Source organism: Stenotrophomonas sp. YJH_SMC_21 (genome assembly GCF_059369555.1).
This window is the reverse complement of sequence record NZ_JCAFSU010000014.1, coordinates 17761-35895: the sequence shown is the minus strand read 5'-3', so window position 1 is coordinate 35895 and position 18135 is coordinate 17761. Positions and strand designations below refer to the sequence as shown.

The window sequence follows — 18135 nt, the reverse complement described above, 5'->3', positions numbered from 1 at the left end:
ACGCGACCATGAGCTATCAGATCAGCGTGTTGGACAAGAGCCCGGTGGCCGAAGGCGCCTCGCCGGAGCAGGCGCTGCGCAACAGCCTGCAGCTGGCGCAGCGCGCCGAACAGCTGGGCTATCACCGCTACTGGTTTGCCGAGCACCACGCCGCGCCGACGTTGGCCAGCCCCGCACCGGAAGTTCTGGCGGCCTGGGTGCTGGCGCAGACCCGGCGCATCCGCATCGGCAGTGGTGGGGTCATGCTGCGCCACTACGCGCCGTACAAGGTGGCGGAGAACTTCAACCTGCTGGCGGCGCTGGCGCCAGGTCGTGTTGACCTGGGCGTGGGCAAGGCGCCCGGCGGCCTGCCGGCCTCTACCGCTGCATTGGCAGCGGGGCGCCCGGCGTTCGCCGACTTCGACCAGCAACTGCGCGATCTTGAGGGCTATCTGTCCGGCGCCGACGCCGATGTGCTGGCGCGGCCGATTCCGCAGCAGGCGCCGGAGCGCTTTCTGCTCGGTGCCAGCCCGCAGAGTGCACGGCAGGCGGCCGAGCTGGGCTGGCGTTTCGTCTACGCCGCGCACTTCGACGGCGACCCTAAGCACATCGAGGCCGCGTTCGACGCCTACCGCAACGTCTCCTCGCAGCCACCGCTGCTGGCTACGGTGGCCTTCGCCGCGCCGACTGCCGAAGCCGCAGCGCGTCATATCGGTGCGCTGCGCGTCTACAAGCTGCACCTCGGTCCCGGGCAGACGGTGAACCTGCCCAGCCCAGAGGCGGCTGCCGAGTATGCGCGCCAGGTGGGGGTGGCCGACTACCGCATCGAGGAAACACGCCCGAGCGTGTTGTCTGGCGATGCGCAGCACGTGCGTGACGAACTGGACGCGCTGCATCGGCGCTTCGGCGTGGGCGAGTTCATTCTCGATGCGCCGGTGGCCGACCTCGACGCGCGCCTGACATCCCTTGAACTGCTGTCGCCCGCGCCGCGCGCGGCGGTGGCCTGACCTGCAGGAGCGATTCCCATGAGCACGACCCCGCGCCACATTCCGTTCGGCATCATGCTGCAGGGCCCAGGCAGCCACATGCATGCCTGGAAGCATCCATCCAACCCGGCCGACGCCAGCGTCAACCTGCAGTTCTACATCGACATCGCGCGCACTGCCGAGGACAACGGCATCGCCTTCGGCTTCGTGGCCGACGGCCTGTACATCAACGAGAAGTCGATCCCGCACTTCCTCAACCGCTTCGAGCCGATCTCGTTGCTGTCGGCGCTGGCCACGGCAACGAAGAAGATCGGCTTGGCCGGTACGCTGTCCACCTCCTACAGCGACCCGTTCACGGTGGCTCGCCAGTTTGCCTCGCTGGATCTGCTCAGCGGCGGCCGTGCTGGCTGGAACGTGGTGACCTCCCCGTTGGAAGGTTCGGGTCGCAACTATGGCCGGCCGCACCCGGAGCATGCGCTGCGCTACCAGATCGCCGACGAGTATCTGGAGGTGGTGCAGGGGCTGTGGGATTCGTGGGATGACGATGCCTTCGTGCGCGAGCGTGACAGCGGCGCGTTCTTCGCGCCGGAAAAGTTCCGCCGGCTCGACCACAAGGGCCGCTTCTTCCAGGTGGAAGGCCCACTCAACATCCAGCGCTCGCCGCAGGGACAGCCGGTGATTTTCCAGGCGGGTTCTTCCGATGATGGCATCGCGTTGGCCGGCAAGTACGCCGATGCGGTGTTCACCCATTCGCCATCGCTGGAGGAGACCCGCGCGTTCACCCAGAAGGTGAAGAACTCGGCGATCGCCCACGGCCGCAGCGGCAATGACGTGAAGATCTTCCCGGGTATCGGCCCCATCGTCGGCCGCACGGCCGAGGAGGCCGAAGCCAAATACCAGGCGATCGCTGCACTGGCCACGCTGGAGGATGCGCTGGCCTATCTCGGCCGCTTCTTCGACCACCACGATTTCAGCCAGTACGACCCGGATGCACCGTTCCCGGAGCTGGGTGACATCGGCAGCAACTCGTTCCGCTCCACCACCGACCGCATCAAGCAGGATGCGCGTGAGAAGGGCTTGAGCCTGCGCCAGGTGGCATTGGAAGCCGTGAGCCCGCGACCGAACTTCATCGGTACGCCGGAGCAGGTGGCCGATGAGCTGATCCGTTGGTTCGACGCCGGTGCCAGCGACGGCTTCATCCTTGGATTCGCCGCACAGCGCGAAGGCCTCGAGGATTTCGTGACCCAGGTGCTGCCGATCCTGCAGGCCCGCGGCTACCACCAGCGTGAGCTGCAGGGGCAGACCCTGCGTGAGCATCTGGGGCTGCCGTACAAGGCCAGCCGGTACGCGGCCGACGCCGAACCGGCGCGGAAGGCGGGGTAGGGCGATGAGCGGAGAGAATTCGGTAGCGCCCGGCCATGCCCGGCGAGACCCCACGTCCATCGGCGTGCTGCCCGAAATCGCGGCACGCGCCGAGGCGGCCATCGCGATCCGCCATGACCTGCACCGCCACCCGGAGCTGGCCTTCGAGGAGCACCGCACCAGCGCCCGTGTGGCCGAGCTGCTGCAACAGTGGGGCTATGAGGTCACCACCGGGCTCGGTGGCACAGGCGTTGTCGGCACGCTGCAGCGCGGGCAGGGCGGCCGTCGCCTCGGCCTGCGCGCCGACATCGATGCATTGCCGATCCACGAGGACTCCGGCCTGGCCTATGCCAGCCAGACCGAGGGGTTGATGCATGCCTGCGGCCACGATGGGCATACCGCCATCCTGCTGTCTGCGGCGCATTACCTGGCCCATCACGGCAATATCGACGGCACCCTGCAGCTGGTGTTCCAGCCGGCCGAGGAGACCGGTTCGGGCGCGTCGAAGATGATTGCCGACGGCCTGTTCGAGCGCTTCCCGGTGGACGCGATCTATGGCCTGCACAACTGGCCGGGCGTGCCGGTGGGCCACTTCGGCTTTGTCGATGGCCCGGCGATGGCGTCGGTGGACTGGGCACGGCTGAAGGTGATCGGAAAGGGTGGCCACGGTGCTGAGCCGCAGGGCAGCGTGGATCCGATCCTGGTCGCCGCGCACATCATCACTGCGCTGCAGAGCGTGGTGTCGCGCAATGTCGATCCGCGGCAGATGGGCGTGGTCACCGTCGGCTCGATCCACGGCGGGCAGGCCGCCAATGTGATTCCGGACGTGGTCGAGCTGAAACTGACCGTGCGCGCTTACCTGCCGAAGGTACGCGACACCCTGCGGCGCCGGGTCACCGGGATTGCCGAGCAGACCGCTGCCGCGTTCGGTGCGCGCGCCGAGATCGAGTTCCCGCGCGGTTTCCCCAGCGTGATCAACCACCCGCAGCAGACTGCCTACATCCGCGAGGTGGCGCTGCAGGGCTTCGGCAGTGAACACGTAGTGCCCGAATTCGCGCCGCGCACCGCCAGCGAGGATTTCGCCTTCCTGCTGCAGGCGCGGCCGGGCAGTTTCGTGTTCGTCGGCAACGGCGACAGCGCGCCGCTGCACAGCCCGCGCTACGTGTTCAACGACGCCGCAATCGCACCCGCCGCCAGCCTGTGGGCACGGCTGGCCGAAGACTATCTGGTGAAGGACGTGGCATGAGCAGCAACGAACGCTTCTTCTACACCTCGGTGGATGATCCGCTGGCACGGCCTCTGTTCGATGGCCTGGAACAGGAGTACGACAGCCGCTATGCCGACGTGCGCCGACGCATCGGTGGCAGCGCCCGCGAGGAGCTGCAGCGCTACCCGGCGCAGGCCTTTGCGGCCCCGGTCGGTGCCTTCGTGCTGCTGCTGCGCGACGGGGTGGCGATCTCCGGCGGCGCGTTCATGCCGCACCGCGATCCGGATACCGCCGAGTTCAAGCGGATCTGGACGTTGCCCGGGCTGCGTCGCCAGGGCATCGCGCGGCGCGTGCTGCAGGAGCTGGAAGACCAGGCGGCGCGGCAAGGATACCGGCGGGTGTTCCTGACCACCGGCTTCCGCCAGCCTGAAGCGGTTGGCCTGTACCTCAGCCATGGTTACACCGCGCTGTTCGATCTGGATGCGGATCCCGAAACCATTGCGCACCTGCCGTTCGAAAAGCACCTGCGGGCAGCGACGCCCGTCATCGTGCCTGCGCAGACCCAGCTGCAAGGAGCCCACGCGTGAGCACGCCTTCGACCGCGCTGGATGGCATTGCAACCCGGCCCGCGCCAGCGCCCGCGTTGAAGATCGTGCCGGCCCGGCATCCGCTGCAGGTGTTCGGCACAGTACTGGCACTGGCGCTGATCCTGATCGGGCTGCAGTCCGTACTGGGTAATCCGCGCTGGGGCTGGGGCACCTTCGCTGAGTGGTTCTTCGCACGCCCGGTGCTCGAGGGCCTGGGCCGCACGCTGCTGCTGACCGCGCTCGGTACCGGTCTCGGTTTCGCACTGGGCACCCTGCTTGCGCTGGCCCGCGTCTCTGGTTCGCCGCTGCTGTCGGCGGTGTCGTGGGGCTACGTGTGGTTGTTCCGCTCGATCCCGCTGCTGGTGCTGTTGCTGCTGCTGAACAACCTGGGCTACCTGTACAGCACCATCGAGCTGGGCGTGCCGTTCACCGGCATCAGCCTGTTCTCGTACCCGACCACGCAGCTGATCGGTGTGTTCACCGCCGCGGTGCTGGGCCTGACCCTGAACCAGGCCGCGTTCTCGGCCGAGGTGATCCGCGGTGGCATCCTCTCGGTCGACCACGGCCAGTACGAGGCCGCGGCCGCACTCGGCCTGCCGCGCGGTCGCCAGGTGCGCCGCATCATCCTGCCGCAGGCAATGCGTTCGATCCTGCCGGCCGCGTTCAACGATGTGATCGGCCTGGCCAAGAGCACCTCGGTGGTCTACGTGCTGGCGCTGCCGGAGCTGTTCTACACCGTGCAGGTGATCTACCGCCGCAACCTGGAAGTGGTGCCGCTGCTGATGGTGGCCACGGTCTGGTACCTGGTGATCCTGACCGTGTTGTCGCTGCTGCAGCGGCGCGTGGAGCAGCGCTTCGCGCGCGGCCAACTGCAGCGCGAGCGTTCGGTGTCGCGGGTGTCGTCACCGGTGCGGACATCCAGTGATGCCGCACCGCGCGTAGTCAATCGCCCGCGCATCGCCACGCAGGTTGAAGCGGGCGAGGGCGCATCCGTGTCGCTGCATGGCGTGGGCAAGGCGTTCGGCGATCTGCCGGTGCTGGAAGACGTGAACCTGGAGCTGCGCGCTGGAAGCGTGACGGTTCTGATCGGCCCGTCCGGTGCCGGCAAGTCCACGTTGCTGCGGCTGATCAACCACCTGGAACGCGCCGACAGCGGCTATGTGACCGTGGGCGGCCAGCTGATCGGCTACCGCCGCGAGGGTGACACCCTGTACGAACTGCCCGAGCGTGAGATCCGCCGCCGTCGTGCCGAAGTGGGCATGGTGTTCCAGGGCTTCAACCTGTTCCCGCACCTGACCGCATTGGAGAACATCATCGAGGCGCCAATCGCGGTGCGCGGTGTGCCGCGCGCGCAGGCCGAGCAGCAGGCGCGCACGCTGCTGGAGCGGGTCGGCCTGGCCGACAAGGCCGATGCCTTCCCGCGCCAGTTGTCCGGTGGCCAGCAGCAGCGCATCGCGATTGCCCGCGCGCTGGCGCTGCAGCCGAAGGTGCTGCTGTTCGACGAACCGACCTCGGCGCTGGACCCGGAGCTGGTAGCCGAAGTGCTGAGCGTGATCGAAGAACTGGCCCGCTCCGGCACCACGCTGGTGATCGTCACCCATGAGCTGAGCTTCGCCCGCCGCGTGGCCGACCACGTGGTGATGATGGACCAAGGCCGGGTGATCGAGCAGGGCACGCCCGAGGCCCTGTTCGAGCGCCCGCGCCAGCAACGCACCGCCGATTTCCTCGCCAAGACCCTGTAACCCCGGAAGGAACACCATGAGCCCTGCAGCACCGCGTCGTCCCTCGCGCAGCACCCTGTTGATCGCAGGGGTGCTGGTCATCGGCATCGCCGGCATCGTCTACTCGCGCGTGCGCCAGGCCCCGGATGCCGGCGCCGTGGCCGCGACCAGCCTGGCCGGCGCGAACACCGCCATCCTGAAGGGCACGCTCGACGCGAAGGCGCAGGCCTTGATCCCGGCCGACTATCGCTTCGTCACCCCCGGTACGTTCACCGTGGCGACCCACCCGGGGCAGCTGCCGCTGGCCGACTACGGCGCCGACAGCAAGGACGTGGTCGGCATCGAGCCGGACATCGCGCGGCTGATCGCGGATGCGTTGGGCCTGAAGCTGGTGATCGTGCCGGTGGCCTGGGCCGACTGGCCGCTGGGGCTGGAATCGGGCAAGTACGATGCGGTGCTGTCGAACGTGACGGTCACCGAGGAGCGAAAGAAGAAGTTCGATTTCTCCAGCTACCGTTACGACCTGCTGGGCATCTACACGCGCACTGATGGGCCGATCCAGAAGATCGAAAAGCCGGCCGACGTTGCCGGGCTGAAGGTGATGGTCGGTGCCAGCACCAACCAGGACCAGATCCTGCGGCAGTGGGACCAGCAGAACATCGCTGCCGGCTTGAAGCCGGTGGAGTACCAGTACTTCGATGACGCGGTGGTCGGCCGGTTGGCGGTGATCACCGGGCGGGCCGATGTCTCGTTCGAGCCCAATGCCACCGGCGCGTACTCGGCACGCGACGGCAAGGTGCGGCGCGTGGGCCTGTTCCCCGGCGGCTGGCCGAACGCTGCGGCGATCTCGGTGACCACCCGCAAGGGCAGCGGCCTGGCTGATGCGGTGACGCAGGCGCTGAACACGCAGATTGCCAGTGGTACCTATGCGCAGGCGCTGAAGCGATGGAACGTGGCCGAGGAAGCCGTGCCGCAGTCGCAGACCAATCCGCCGGGGTTGCCAACGTTGCAATGACACCGGGCGTGGCCCGGGTGACCCCCCGCTTTGTAGAGCCAAGCCTTGCTCGGCTGCTTTACCAGCGCGCCTCCAGCGTTTTGAACGGTTTCGCCAGCCGCACACCCTCGGCATCGAAGTCGGAAACGCTATGCCCATCCACACGCACCGTCTTCGGCATGGTGCGCGCCGGCCACCAGACTTTCACTGCCGTCCCGCTGCGCAACCCCTTGCCCAGCGTGACCGTCAGCGTGCCGTCGCGCTGCCGCGCCTGCATCTGCAACGTGCCATACGCGGTCGGCAGCCGCTCCACCGCCAACCCATCGCCCGCCACCCACGACAGCGGCGTGCCCGGCAGCAATGACAATGCATCATCGTCTTCGCGCATCAGCATGCCGAACAGCGTGCGGCCATACTCGGCACCAATCCAAGTATGCGGCATGTCGCCCAGGTAGCGGGGGAAACGCAGCCGCGAGTGCACGACCTCGGCCAGTACCTGCCACTCAAGCGGGCGCCGATCATGCAACAGACCCTGCAGCAGCTCATCGGCTGCCTGCGGCTGGCCCAGGTGCACATAGCTCAGTACGTTGCGGATTTCGTACGGCGTGTAGGCGTACAGCGCACCGGGCTGGTTGCGCTTGCGGACGTCCTCCAGGTAACGCGCGAAGGTGGTCTTCAACGCCTCGGCGGGCAGCACGCTCTGCGTGCCGGTCGGGTCCAGTGCGATCGATACCCCGGTGGGGTCGCCATCGCCCAGGTCGGCCGAGGAGGGAATGAAGTCGATGCCCTTCCACGCCATCGTCGCCTGGATAGAGGCGTGCAGCGCGTCGTAGAGCAGCTTGTATTGCTCGCGCGCCCAGGCAGCAGTCTCGTGGTCGCCCAGTGCCTCGGCCAGCCACGCGCCGTCGTGCCAGCCCTTCAGTCCCCAGTAGTCATCCCAGTAGCTGTGGGTGGGCGAGGGGTAGCCCTCGTGGCTGATCGACGGCGCAAGGATGCCCGCGAAGCGTTCCGGTGCCGGCTGGTCGGCCTTGTAGCCGGGCACCAGCGTGCGCTCGCGCAGTTCCTGCAGAAAGCGCAGCGCCGCTTTCACTTTCGGCAGATAGGCGCGCACTGTTTCTGGCCCGCCATCGAGGCGCGCGACATCGGCCACCAACGCGACGTACTGGCCCTGGCTGTCGTACTCGATGTCCGAACCAAAGCCGGTGTTGACACTGCCATCGTCGTTGAGGATCGGCGAGACCAGGCCGTTGGCATGCACGCCGTGTTCGCTGTACCAGGCCAGGTAGTCGCGCGCGACGCGTGCTTCGCCCATGCGCAGCAGCACCGCCGAGGTGGCCATGCCGTCGCGGATGAAAGAGCGGTTGTAGTTGCGGGGCCCGGGCTGCATGGCCGGGCCGGTCTGGTTGATCAGCATGTAGGCGGCCTGCGCGCGCAGCATGTCGACCAGCGAAGGATCGGGCAGGCGCAGCCCGACCTGGCCCAGCCGTGCCTGCCAGTCCGCGGAGGCCTGCGTGGCCAAGGAATCGAACGCCGTATTGGCATCGCGGGGCAGCGTGGCCAGATCGAGCGCAGGCGCCTCGGGCAGTGCGCCCTTGCTATCGGCGGCGGCAGTACCCAGCGGGAACGCGACCACGATGGCATCGCTGGCGCCCGGTGCCAGTGATACACGGTAGTTGAGCGCGGCGGCGGCAAGACCCTGGTCATCACGCGCCTGTTGCGTGGAGGGCAGCTGGCCGGCAGCGAGGATCGCGGTGATTTCCGTTGCGCCATCCCTGCCAAATGGCGCCGCGCCGGACGCAGTCACCGGCGTGAGCGACTGCAGCAGCGTGCGACCATTGATGCGCACGGCCTGTCCATCGATCGCCACATCGCGGATGGGTGACAGGCCGCCGTTCTGCCACGGTGGATTCATCTGCATCGGGCGCACGACCAGGCTGAGCGTGCCGTCGATCCGGGTGCCGCCGGTGTTGTGCAGGCGATGACGCAGGAAGGTCACCGGCTGGCCATTGCGCTCGATGGCGAACGCTTCACTACGCAGCTCCAGGCCAGGTTGCGGTGACCAGGTAGCGGAGGGCATCGGCTTCCAGCCGTCCCGCAATGCATGCTGCACGTTCTGCCCGGCCGCACCCGCAGTGCTCCCATCGGCGCTGCGCCAGATTGGCTGCACCAGCGGCGCGCCCTTGAATGCTTCCAGATTGCCGTACTCGTCGAAGATCGATTTCTGTCGCCCGGCATGCACGCCGACGGCGGTCCAGTAAGTCTGCTGCATCTGCAGTGAGGCTGGGAACAACGGGCGCTCCGCGCCGCTGGCGGCGATCTGATACTGCTTCATCGGTGTCATCACGGCTTTTGGGCCGAGCAGGCGCAGGCGTGCCACCTTTGGTGCAGATCCATCCACGCTCAGGCGGAATGCACGCACGGCCTGTGCGGCATTGGCGGCCAGCCAGCTCTGGCGGTGGCTGGCCGCCTGCGCATCGTGCGCGAGGTCCTGCCACCGGCCCTGTGCATCCTGAACCTGCAATCGGGCAGGGCCGCGGCTGCCATCAGCCCAGTCGACCACCAGACCAGCCGTCGATTGAGCCTGCGGCAGCGTGATCTCTAACGCATGGGATCCATTTGTCCCGGCCGGAATCGGGACGGTGCCGCCGCCTTGCCAGAGCGCTGCTGCCTGCGTTGCATCGATACCGCTGATGCGTGCGCTGAGCGTGCTGTCCAGCGGCTCCATCTCGAAGATCGACACGCCCCAGTCGGAAGTGCGCTGCGGACTGGCCAGCCGCAGATAGCGCGCCTGCCGCGGCGCGAAGTACAGCGTTTCCACATCGCCCAGTGAATCGGCCATCGTGTACGCGGTCTGCCACTGCGTGCCATCCAGTGAGGTCTGTAGCGAATAGCCTTCCGGATTGGAGACATCCCAGGTGAGGCGCGCGCCGGACAGCAGGGTGGGCGCGCCCAGGTCGATCTGGAACCAGTGGCCGGGGCTGAAGGCGCCGCCGGTCACGGTCTTCGGGTCGCCGTCGATCAGGTGGCCGATCGCCATCGCCGGTACCTGTTGCGATGAACTGCTGGCCTGCCATTGGCTGCGCGGGGTGAGAGTCTGTGCCTGTGCGCTGGAGACCAGGGCGGCCAACAGCAGGGCCGCGGCAAGGCGCAACGGGAAAAGCGGGGTGGAGACCTTGGAGCGTTCGGCGCGCAACGTCATTACGGACAGCCTCGCAGGTTCGACCGGAATCGGGCGAGCGCTACGCTAGCAAGGGATGTAATCGGTTACATGACGCACTGCAGCGCCGCTGGACGCTGGCCCCGCCATCACGGGAGGGCTGACGGATGTGGCTCTGGACGTGTAGCGCGGATTGGCTAGGGTCACATCGCAAGTCTTTTAGTTTGGTTGTCATTTGACAACTTACGTGAGCCGTGTGCAGACTATGGAGAACAAGGAATGTCTCGAGCGCGTCATCCAGACAAGGACATCGAAGCGGCGTTGCAGTTCGCGGAGGACCGTGGGTGGAGGCTCCGTATGGCGTGCGGCCATGCGTGGGGCCGGATGTATTGCCCTTACAACGACACCGATTGCCGATGCGGGGAGTTCTGCATCGTGAGCGTCTGGAGCACGCCGCGAAGCGGCAGCCATCATGCAAGGGCCTTGCGGCGTGTGGTCGAGAACTGCAGTCGTGAGCAATGAGATCAGGCTTCGTCAGAAGCGAAGGGGTCAATCATGGAATTCAACTTCACCCTGAAGTACCGCTTGCCGGACACAGGCAATGAAATCGGCGTCCTCGAGCAGCGCCTGGCCGAAGGCGGCTGTGACGACGCGCTTGTGGGCCTTGGGCTGCCGGGACGGCTGGCCCTGGCGTTCTGCCGCGAAGCAGACAGCGCAGGGGCTGCCCTGCGTTCGGCGCTGGACGATGTGCAGCGGGCCGTGCCCGGTGCCGAACTGGTTGAAGTGAGCCCCGATCTGGTGGGGCTCACTGACGTCGCAGACCTGCTCGGAATGTCGCGCCAGAACATGCGGAAGCTCATGCTGGCCAACCCGCAGTCGTTTCCGTCCCCCGTGCATGACGGCTCGACCTCGATCTGGCATCTGGTCGACATTCTCGGTTGGCTGCGAGCGCGCGGCAGCGGGAAAGTCACGACGGAAATGACCGAGCTCGCCGCCGCTGCGCTGCAGATCAATCTGGCCCGGGAAGGGCGCAGGCTTCACCCGAAGACGTAGCAGCGGCCAGAATCGGAGCCCATCGCATTACAGCTCCACCGTCTCCCACCATCGCGTACCCGCCTGCGGCGCCTGCATGTCCAGTGCTTCGCCCATCATCGGCGTGGCCACCGGCACGTTCTTCGCGGCCGCCAATGCCGTGATGCGTTCGAACGGCTGCTGCCATGCGTGCAAGGCCAGATCGAAGGTGCCGTTATGGATCGGCAGCAGCCACTTGCCGCGCAGGTCCAGGTGCGCCTGCAGCGTCTGTTCCGGCTGCATGTGCACGAACGCCCAGCGTGGGTCGTACGCACCGGTTTCGATCATGGTCAGGTCGAACGGACCGTACTTTTCGCCGATGGCCTTGAAGCCGTCGAAGTAACCGGTATCGCCGCTGAAGAAGATGCGGAAGTCGCCGTCCTGGATCACCCATGACGCCCACAGGCTGCGGTCGCTGTCGCCCAGCCCGCGGCCGGAAAAATGCTGGCCCGGGGTGGCGGTCAGGCGCAGGCCGCTGGCTTCGGTGGATTGCCACCAGTCCAGCTGTTCGACCTTGCTGGCATCCACGCCCCAGGCGATCAGCTGGTCGCCGACGCCGAGCGGTGCAATGAAGCGCGCGGTCTTGCCGGCCAGCTGCATCACCGCTGCGTGGTCGAGGTGGTCGTAGTGGTTGTGCGAGAGGATCACGCCGGCGATCGGCGGCAGATCGTCGATGCTGATCGGCGGCGCATGGAAGCGGGCCGGGCCCATCCACTGCACCGGCGAGGCGCGCTCGGAGAACACCGGGTCGGTCAGCCAGTACTGGCCGCGCAGCTTCAGCAGGATCGTGGAGTGCCCCAGCCGGAACAGGCTGCGGTCCGGTGCAGCATCCAGTGTGGCGCGGTCCAGCGGCTGCACTGGAATCGGGTGCGCGGGCACGGTGCCCTTGGGTTTGTTGAAGAGGAACGTCCACCAGATCTCCAGGCCGTCGCGCAGGCCCATCGCTGGACGGGGCAGGGCATTGCGGAACTTGCCATCACGGTACTGCGGAGACTCGGGGAAGTCGGGGAGGGACCAGGACTTGCAGAAGGTGTAGGCGGTCACGGCGAGGATTCCAAGCAGGAGGACAAGGAGCAGGCGCTTCATGGGTGACGTCCGCTGAGTACACTGCACAGTGTAGTTTCGGGTTTTCCAAAAGTACACTACCAAGTGTAAAATGGAGGCATCCGTTCAGTTATCCGGTTTCTGCCATGCCCCGTGCCCCACAACGCCTGACCGACCGCAAACGCGAGGCCATCGTGCGCGCGGCGGTGGAGGAGTTCCGTGCATCGGGCTACGAGGCGACCAGCATGGACCGCATCGCCGAGGTGGCCGGGGTCTCCAAGCGCACCGTCTACAACCACTTCCCGAGCAAGGAAGCGCTGTTTTCGATGATCCTGGAGGAGCTGTGGGAACGCAGCGTGGCCAGCGACACATTGCCGTACCGCGCCGACCAGCCGCTGCAGGCGCAGTTGCTGCAGTTGCTGGGGCAGAAGCTGGAACTGCTCAGTGATGCCAACTTCATCGATCTGGCGCGGGTGGCGATGGCCGAGATCATCCACTCACCGGAGCGTGCGCAGGCCATCGTCTGCCGCATGGGCGAGAAGGAAAGTGGCGAGAGTGCGTGGATCCGCGCGGCCATCGCTGACGGCCGGCTGCGCGAGGTCGATCCGGAGTTCGCCGGCCACCAGCTGCACGGGCTGGTGAAGAGCTTTGCGTTCTGGCCACAGGTGACGATGGGGCAGGCGCCGTTGAACGCAGAGGAGCGTGCACGCGTGGCCGAATCGGCGGTGGCGATGTTCCTGGGTTTCTACGCGGTCTAGCTGGCGGCGAAGCGGAGGAACTCGTCGGCCGGCAGCGCCGCCGAGTACAGATAGCCTTGGCCGACATCCACGCCCAGGGCCCGCAGCTTCTGCTCCTGCGCCAGGGTTTCGGTACCTTCGGCCACCACGATCGCGCCGCAGCGGTGCGCAACCTCGACGATGAAGCGCACGATCGACTGCGACTTGGCGTCGGACAGTGTGGCGATCAGCGCCTGTTCGATCTTGACCTCGGCGATGGCCAGCTGCGAGAGCAGGATCAGGGTTGAATAGCCAGCGCCGAAATCATCCAGCGACAGGGTGACCTCTGCCGCCAGCAGCTGTGCGATGTTGGCATCGACCGCGTCGCGCTCGACGATCTCGGTCCATTCGACAATCTCAAGGCGCAGCATCGCACCGGGCACATCATGCAGCTGCAGCAGTTCCTGCAGGCGCAGGCCGAAGTCGGGCAGGCGCAGTGACTCGGCCGAAACGTTCACTGCGATCTTCAGCTGCCAGCCATCGCGTCGGCACTGCTGCAGGAAGTGGATGGCCGACTGCAGCGTGGCCCATTCCAGTTCGGCCAACCGCCCATGCCGACGCAGCAGGGAGATCACGCGCATCGGTGCGATCATCCTGCCCTCGGTATCGCGCATGCGCAGCAGTGCTTCGGCGCCGACCAGTTGGCGATCCTGCAGGCGATGCTTGGGCTGGTAGCACAGCGGTGCGTCGCCCTGCTGCAGCCAACGTTCGAGAGCGACTTCGATCAGGGCGTCGATCTCGCTGTCGCGCTGGATCGGGTCGTCGAAGAACACGACGCCGGATTCGATCGCACTCAGTGCAACGGTGATCGCACGGAACGGAAGATGTCCTTCGTCGGCATCTACGGGGGGCTTCAATTCGACTACTGCACAGCGGAACAGCGGCCGGAAACCGGGCCAATCGCGGCCGACCTGCTCGGCCAGGTTGCTGGCCAGCTCGGTGATCTGGGGCTGCGTGCGCAGTTCGGACAAGGTCAGGTCGCGCACCAGGATCGCCAGCGTGGCATCGCCGAACTGGTAGATCTCCAGTTGCGCGGACGGCAGCGAGGGCAGCAGCCGATGTACTTCTTCGGTGCTGTCGCGCTGCCAGATACCGTTGTCCTGCAGCGGACCATAGCGCAGGCGCAGATCGCGCAGGTTGCCCATCTCGGCCACGATCAGGCAGGCCTTGCCGATGCCGTCGTTGTCGCGCCAGTAGTGCTGCAGGCGTTCGCCGAGCGCACGCATGTTGGGCAGGCCACTGATCGGATCGATGCGCAGCCAGGCCTGTTCGCGCTGGCGTTGTGCATCAATCTGCGCATCGTTGTAGACCAGTGCGAACACCGCGCCGAGCATCAGCAGTGATAGTGGCAGTGCCAGCAGGCGCTGGATTGCCAACTCCTCCACGGGTAGCTGATGGGCGCCGATGATTGCTACCCCCAGTGCCAGGCCCAACGCAGTGACGACGATACGAACGCCCCAGGCCTGCAGGATCAGGCGCAGCGAGAGTTCATTGAGCATGCGCGGGTGCAGGCGCCTGCGCAGCCAGACGCCGGCCAGCATCTGCAGCGTGGCCTCGAGGCCGGCAGGCAGGAAATACTGGATGCCGGCGAACTGGTAGCGGGCCAGCAGGCTGGCGCCCAGGCAGGCCAGGCCACCGCGCCAGCCGCCGAGCAGGCCGCTGACCAGCAGGATGTCGAAACCCAGGTGGAGCTTGACCACGCCCTGGCTGTAGCGGGCCACGAACCAGGAATTGAACAGGTAGATCAGGCCCAGCGCCACGCCCACATACAGGCGGCGGCCTTCAATGGCGTGGCCGGCGCGGCGGGTGGCGATCAGCAGCACGCCGATCATGCCGATCACCGCCGTGGCCTGCAGCAGGTACAGCGGCAGGCCGGGCAGGGCGCTGTCCAGGACCTGGGCCGAGACCCGTGAAAGCGCATCCATAGCAGGTTCCCGCCTGTGACCGACGGCCGGTGACGAGCAGCGTAGTCGCAGCAGCGCGCAGGTTCAATTGCAGCGGTCGTTTCCGGGAAGGAGGTGTTCGGCCATGAAATCGACAAACACCCGAACACGCGGCTGCTGATGGCGATGGCTTGGCCAGAGGGCCCAGAAGGTGCTTCGCTCGGTGCTCCATGGGTCCAGAACGCTGACGAGCGAACCGCGGTCCAGCGCATCACGCGTGGCGAAGTCGGGCAGGCACGCAATGCCATGGCCATCGATGGCCATGTGCAGGATCGTCTCAAGATGATTGGCGGTCATTGCGGCAGTCAGCCGGGTTTCAGCGCCTCCCTCACGTGCGGGCAGTGGCCAGCGTTCGATCAGGCCGGTGCCGGGAAAGCGATGGAGAAGGCATGCGTGGCCGCTCAGCTCGTCCGGGTGCTGCGGCGTGCCGCGCTGGGCGAAGTACGCAGGGGCGCCCACGCACAGCAGGCGGGTACTGCCGAGGTTGCGGCCGTGCAGCCGGGAGTCGGCGGGGCTGCCTGTGCGGACGACGGCATCGAAGCCCTCCTCGATGACATCGACCAGGCGGTCGCTGAAGTGCAGGTCGAGTTCGATGGCGGGGAAGCGCTGCGCAAACGCCGAAAGCACCGGCAGCATCAGACCGCTGGCGAGTGGAAGACTGACCTTCAGGCGACCGCTGGGCGCGGCCTGGGCATCGGTCAGTTCGCGTTCTGCCGCAGCGACCTCGATCATGATGCGGCGGCAGCGTTCAAGGAACTGCTCGCCTTCGGCAGTCAGGCTGACGCTGCGGGTATTGCGATTCAGCAGGCGGGCGCCCAGGCGCTCTTCCAGCCGGGCGATGGTCTTGCTTGCGGCCGAAGGGGTGATGCCACGCTGTCGTGCTGCGGCCGCGAAGCTGCGTGCCTCGGCGACCAGAACGAAGAGGCTGAGACCGGCAAAGCTGTCCATGACGTGGCCATTGATGACGTTTGTGTCATTAAAGCATGGAGCGAATGACGGATTCTTACGCAATAGCGTCGTCCATAGCATCAATGCGGTGGCGCTTGGCCACGCTCGAGTTTCATCGACATGTCTGTTGCCTCTGCTGAGACGGCCGGATCATCACGCTTTGGCGTGGTGCTGGCAGGCTGTCTGACGGCGCTCACCATTCCCTTGAGCATTGCCAGCCCTGCCGTGGGCATTCCTGCCATCCGGGACGCGCTGGGCGGTTCTCCTGCGGCGTTGTCCTGGATCATCAACGCCTACCTGTTGACCTACGGCTGCACCACGCTGGTGGCCGGTGGACTGGCCGATCTGCATGGCAGGCGCCGGATCTGGATTATGGGCGGCGCGTTGTTTGCACTCGTCACCGGCCTGATTCCCTTGATGCCCGATGTGGCGTGGATCAATGTCCTGAGACTGCTTCAGGGGATGGCGGCGTCGGCAGCGTTTGCCGGCGCGATGGCGTCGCTGGCGCAGGTGTTCGACGGCCAGGCGCGGGCAAGGGTGTTCAGCCTGATCGGCACCACTTTTGGTGCAGGGGCCGCAGGCGGTCCGCTGTTGGCGGGCGGGTTGATCGATGCGCTGGGCTGGGAATGGGTGTTCTTCCTGCCTGCGTTGCTGGCGGCCCTGACCGTACCGCTGGTCGCCCTGTCATCCGCCGAATCAAGAAACGCCGGTTCGCCACGCCTGGATTGGCTGGGGGCCATCACCTTCATGCTGGCGCTGGGCTCACTCACCTACGCCATGATCGTGCTGCCGGAACGTGGCCTGCTGCATCCGCAGACGCTGGTACTGCTGGCGCTCTCGGTGGTGCTGCTGGGCGTGTTCATTGCCGTTGAACGCTCCCATCGAACACCGCTGCTGGATCTCGGGCTGTTCCGCAACCGGCGTTTTGTTGGCGTGCAGATTCTGGCCGCTGCCCCTGCGTTCTCCTACGTCGTCCTTCTGGTCGTGCTGCCGGCTGGCTTCATCGGTGTTGAAGGACTGCGACCCACCGAGGCTGGACTGGCGATGGCAGCGCTGTCTGCACCCTTGCTGGTTGTTCCCCTGGTTGCCGGCTACCTGCTGCGCTGGATTCCGGCGCGGACGCTGTGCTGTGCGGGCCTGCTGATCGGTGCTCTTGGGCTGGCATGGCTGGCGCAGGTGTTCCAGTTCCCGTCGGTGCGCTGGATGCCGATGCTGGTCATCGGAATCGGCATCGGCCTTCCCTGGGGGATCATGGATGGCCTGGCGGTCAGCGTGGTCGGCAAGGAGCAGGCCGGCATGGCCGCTGGCATCTTCAATGCGATGCGACTGGCAGGCGATTCCATTGCCCTCGCGCTTGTCGGCATCATGCTCTCGGCCCGGATTGGCGGGAACATGATGCTGGAGGCCGGCGTCGTGGCCCGTGCCGCCGTGCACAGGCTGTCCATGGGCGACCTTGGCGGAGCGGTGGAGGCATTGCCCGGCGTTTCGAGAACGGCGCTTGCCCAGGCATACATGGAGGCCGTCCGTGGCCAGCTGTTTGTCCTGGCGATGGCGACCGTGCTGACCGCCATCGTGCTTGGGTACCTGTTGCGCGAAGAGGTCGAGCCTGGCCTGAGCAGGGGCAGTCAGTAGCGCGGGTCGGCGATGGCCGGCAGCACCAGTTCGCGCACGAAGCCGGACGGTGACAACTGCAGCAGCGCGCGCACCATCGCAACGACGTCGTGCACCGGCACCAGCTCGCCGTCGCCGCGCGCTGCGGCCTCTGCCACCGGAACCGACAGCGCATCGTCGGTGTTGAGGTAGCCCAGCTGCAGGCTGGTCACCGCCAGGCGGCGATCGCGGAAACCCTCGCGCAGTGCATCGGCGATGCCGTTGAGTGCGAACTTGGATGCACCGAACGCCACTTCCGGGCGGCCGCTGCGCGGCAGTGCCGAGGTCGAGCCGGTCAGCACCAGCTGCGGGCGTGGCGCGCCCAGCACCCGCGGCAGCAGGCGCTGCAGCAGCACCAGGGTCGCGGTGATGTTGACGTCGACCAGCTGGGTGAGCGCGGCATCGCTCTCGTCGAGGAAGGCGTACTCGTCGCTGAAGGCGGTCTCTTCCCAGATGCCCAGATTGTGGATCAGCACATCCAGATCGGCCGGTGCCTGCGCTGCGATGTGATTGGCAGCCAGGGTGGGTTGGGACAGATCGGCCTCGATCCACTGCAGGGTGACACCCTCGGGGCATTCAAGGTCGCGCGGACGGCTGCGCGAAACGCCGATGACGGTGTCGCCCGCACTGCACAGGCCTTCCACGAACGCCCGACCCAGGCCCCTGCTGGCGCCGATGACCATCAATTTCATGTTGCTTCCTTGTTGTAC

The 18135-nt window shown here is 66.6% G+C and carries 14 protein-coding genes; 9 read left to right on the top strand and 5 right to left on the bottom strand.

What is annotated here, in order from left to right; genetic code table 11:
- Positions 1-8 precede the first annotated feature (8 nt).
- Genes AC5P67_RS16095 through AC5P67_RS16070 form a run of 6 tightly spaced genes read left to right on the top strand, consistent with a single transcriptional unit; the run spans position 9 to position 6857 of the window.
- On the top strand, positions 9-986 hold the full coding sequence (locus AC5P67_RS16095) for an MsnO8 family LLM class oxidoreductase (RefSeq protein ID WP_099526997.1): 978 nt from the start codon (positions 9-11) through the stop codon (positions 984-986).
- 18 nt (positions 987-1004) lie between these two features.
- Positions 1005-2348 carry an LLM class flavin-dependent oxidoreductase gene (locus tag AC5P67_RS16090; RefSeq protein ID WP_099526998.1) on the top strand — a complete coding sequence of 448 codons (1344 nt, stop codon included), beginning with the start codon at positions 1005-1007 and terminating at the stop codon, positions 2346-2348.
- Positions 2349-2352: 4 nt separating this feature from the next.
- Positions 2353-3573: a M20 aminoacylase family protein gene (locus AC5P67_RS16085; RefSeq protein ID WP_099526999.1), complete on the top strand. Its 1221-nt coding sequence runs from the start codon at positions 2353-2355 to the stop codon at positions 3571-3573.
- On the top strand, positions 3570-4121 hold the full coding sequence (locus tag AC5P67_RS16080; RefSeq protein ID WP_043035039.1) for a GNAT family N-acetyltransferase: 552 nt from the start codon (positions 3570-3572) through the stop codon (positions 4119-4121). The genes AC5P67_RS16085 and AC5P67_RS16080 overlap by 4 nt, the downstream gene beginning before the upstream one ends.
- On the top strand, positions 4118-5863 hold the full coding sequence (locus tag AC5P67_RS16075) for an amino acid ABC transporter permease/ATP-binding protein (RefSeq protein ID WP_099527000.1): 1746 nt from the start codon (positions 4118-4120) through the stop codon (positions 5861-5863). Before AC5P67_RS16080 ends, AC5P67_RS16075 begins: the two co-directional genes overlap by 4 nt.
- Before the next feature lie 16 nt (positions 5864-5879).
- Positions 5880-6857: an ABC transporter substrate-binding protein gene (locus AC5P67_RS16070; protein WP_329754692.1), complete on the top strand. Its 978-nt coding sequence runs from the start codon at positions 5880-5882 to the stop codon at positions 6855-6857.
- A gap of 58 nt (positions 6858-6915) precedes the next feature.
- Here the strand turns inward: AC5P67_RS16070 and AC5P67_RS16065 are convergent, their stop codons facing one another.
- A complete protein-coding gene (locus AC5P67_RS16065) occupies positions 6916-10035 on the bottom strand; it encodes a discoidin domain-containing protein (protein WP_188246256.1) in 3120 nt (1039 codons plus the stop codon).
- A gap of 513 nt (positions 10036-10548) precedes the next feature.
- Here AC5P67_RS16065 and AC5P67_RS16060 point away from each other — a divergent pair.
- Positions 10549-11046, top strand: coding sequence for a helix-turn-helix transcriptional regulator (locus AC5P67_RS16060; RefSeq protein ID WP_012479990.1), 498 nt, complete (start codon positions 10549-10551; stop codon positions 11044-11046).
- A gap of 27 nt (positions 11047-11073) precedes the next feature.
- Here AC5P67_RS16060 and AC5P67_RS16055 read toward each other — a convergent pair whose 3' ends face one another.
- On the bottom strand, positions 11074-12150 hold the full coding sequence (locus tag AC5P67_RS16055) for an MBL fold metallo-hydrolase (RefSeq protein WP_076738954.1): 1077 nt from the start codon (positions 12148-12150) through the stop codon (positions 11074-11076).
- Between the two features lie 104 nt (positions 12151-12254).
- On the opposite strand from AC5P67_RS16055, the gene AC5P67_RS16050 reads away from it, so the two are divergent.
- On the top strand, positions 12255-12866 hold the full coding sequence (locus tag AC5P67_RS16050; RefSeq protein WP_076738955.1) for a TetR/AcrR family transcriptional regulator: 612 nt from the start codon (positions 12255-12257) through the stop codon (positions 12864-12866).
- On the opposite strand, the gene AC5P67_RS16045 is transcribed toward AC5P67_RS16050, so the two are convergent.
- Both AC5P67_RS16045 and AC5P67_RS16040 read right to left on the bottom strand, forming a co-directional pair.
- Complete coding sequence (locus AC5P67_RS16045) at positions 12863-14809, bottom strand: EAL domain-containing protein (protein WP_495214908.1); 1947 nt, start codon at positions 14807-14809, stop codon at positions 12863-12865. The two genes, AC5P67_RS16050 and AC5P67_RS16045, sit on opposite strands and share 4 nt — an antisense overlap.
- A gap of 63 nt (positions 14810-14872) precedes the next feature.
- Complete coding sequence (locus AC5P67_RS16040) at positions 14873-15838, bottom strand: LysR substrate-binding domain-containing protein (RefSeq protein ID WP_370487950.1); 966 nt, start codon at positions 15836-15838, stop codon at positions 14873-14875.
- 57 nt (positions 15839-15895) lie between these two features.
- Between AC5P67_RS16040 and AC5P67_RS16035 the strand changes: the two genes are divergently transcribed.
- Positions 15896-17407, top strand: coding sequence for an MFS transporter (locus AC5P67_RS16035; RefSeq protein WP_329754690.1), 1512 nt, complete (start codon positions 15896-15898; stop codon positions 17405-17407).
- On the opposite strand, the gene AC5P67_RS16030 is transcribed toward AC5P67_RS16035, so the two are convergent.
- Entirely contained in the window at positions 17401-18117 is a 717-nt protein-coding gene (locus AC5P67_RS16030; protein ID WP_005413133.1) for an SDR family NAD(P)-dependent oxidoreductase, read from the bottom strand. The genes AC5P67_RS16035 and AC5P67_RS16030 overlap by 7 nt on opposite strands.
- Between the last annotated feature and the right edge of the window lie 18 nt (positions 18118-18135).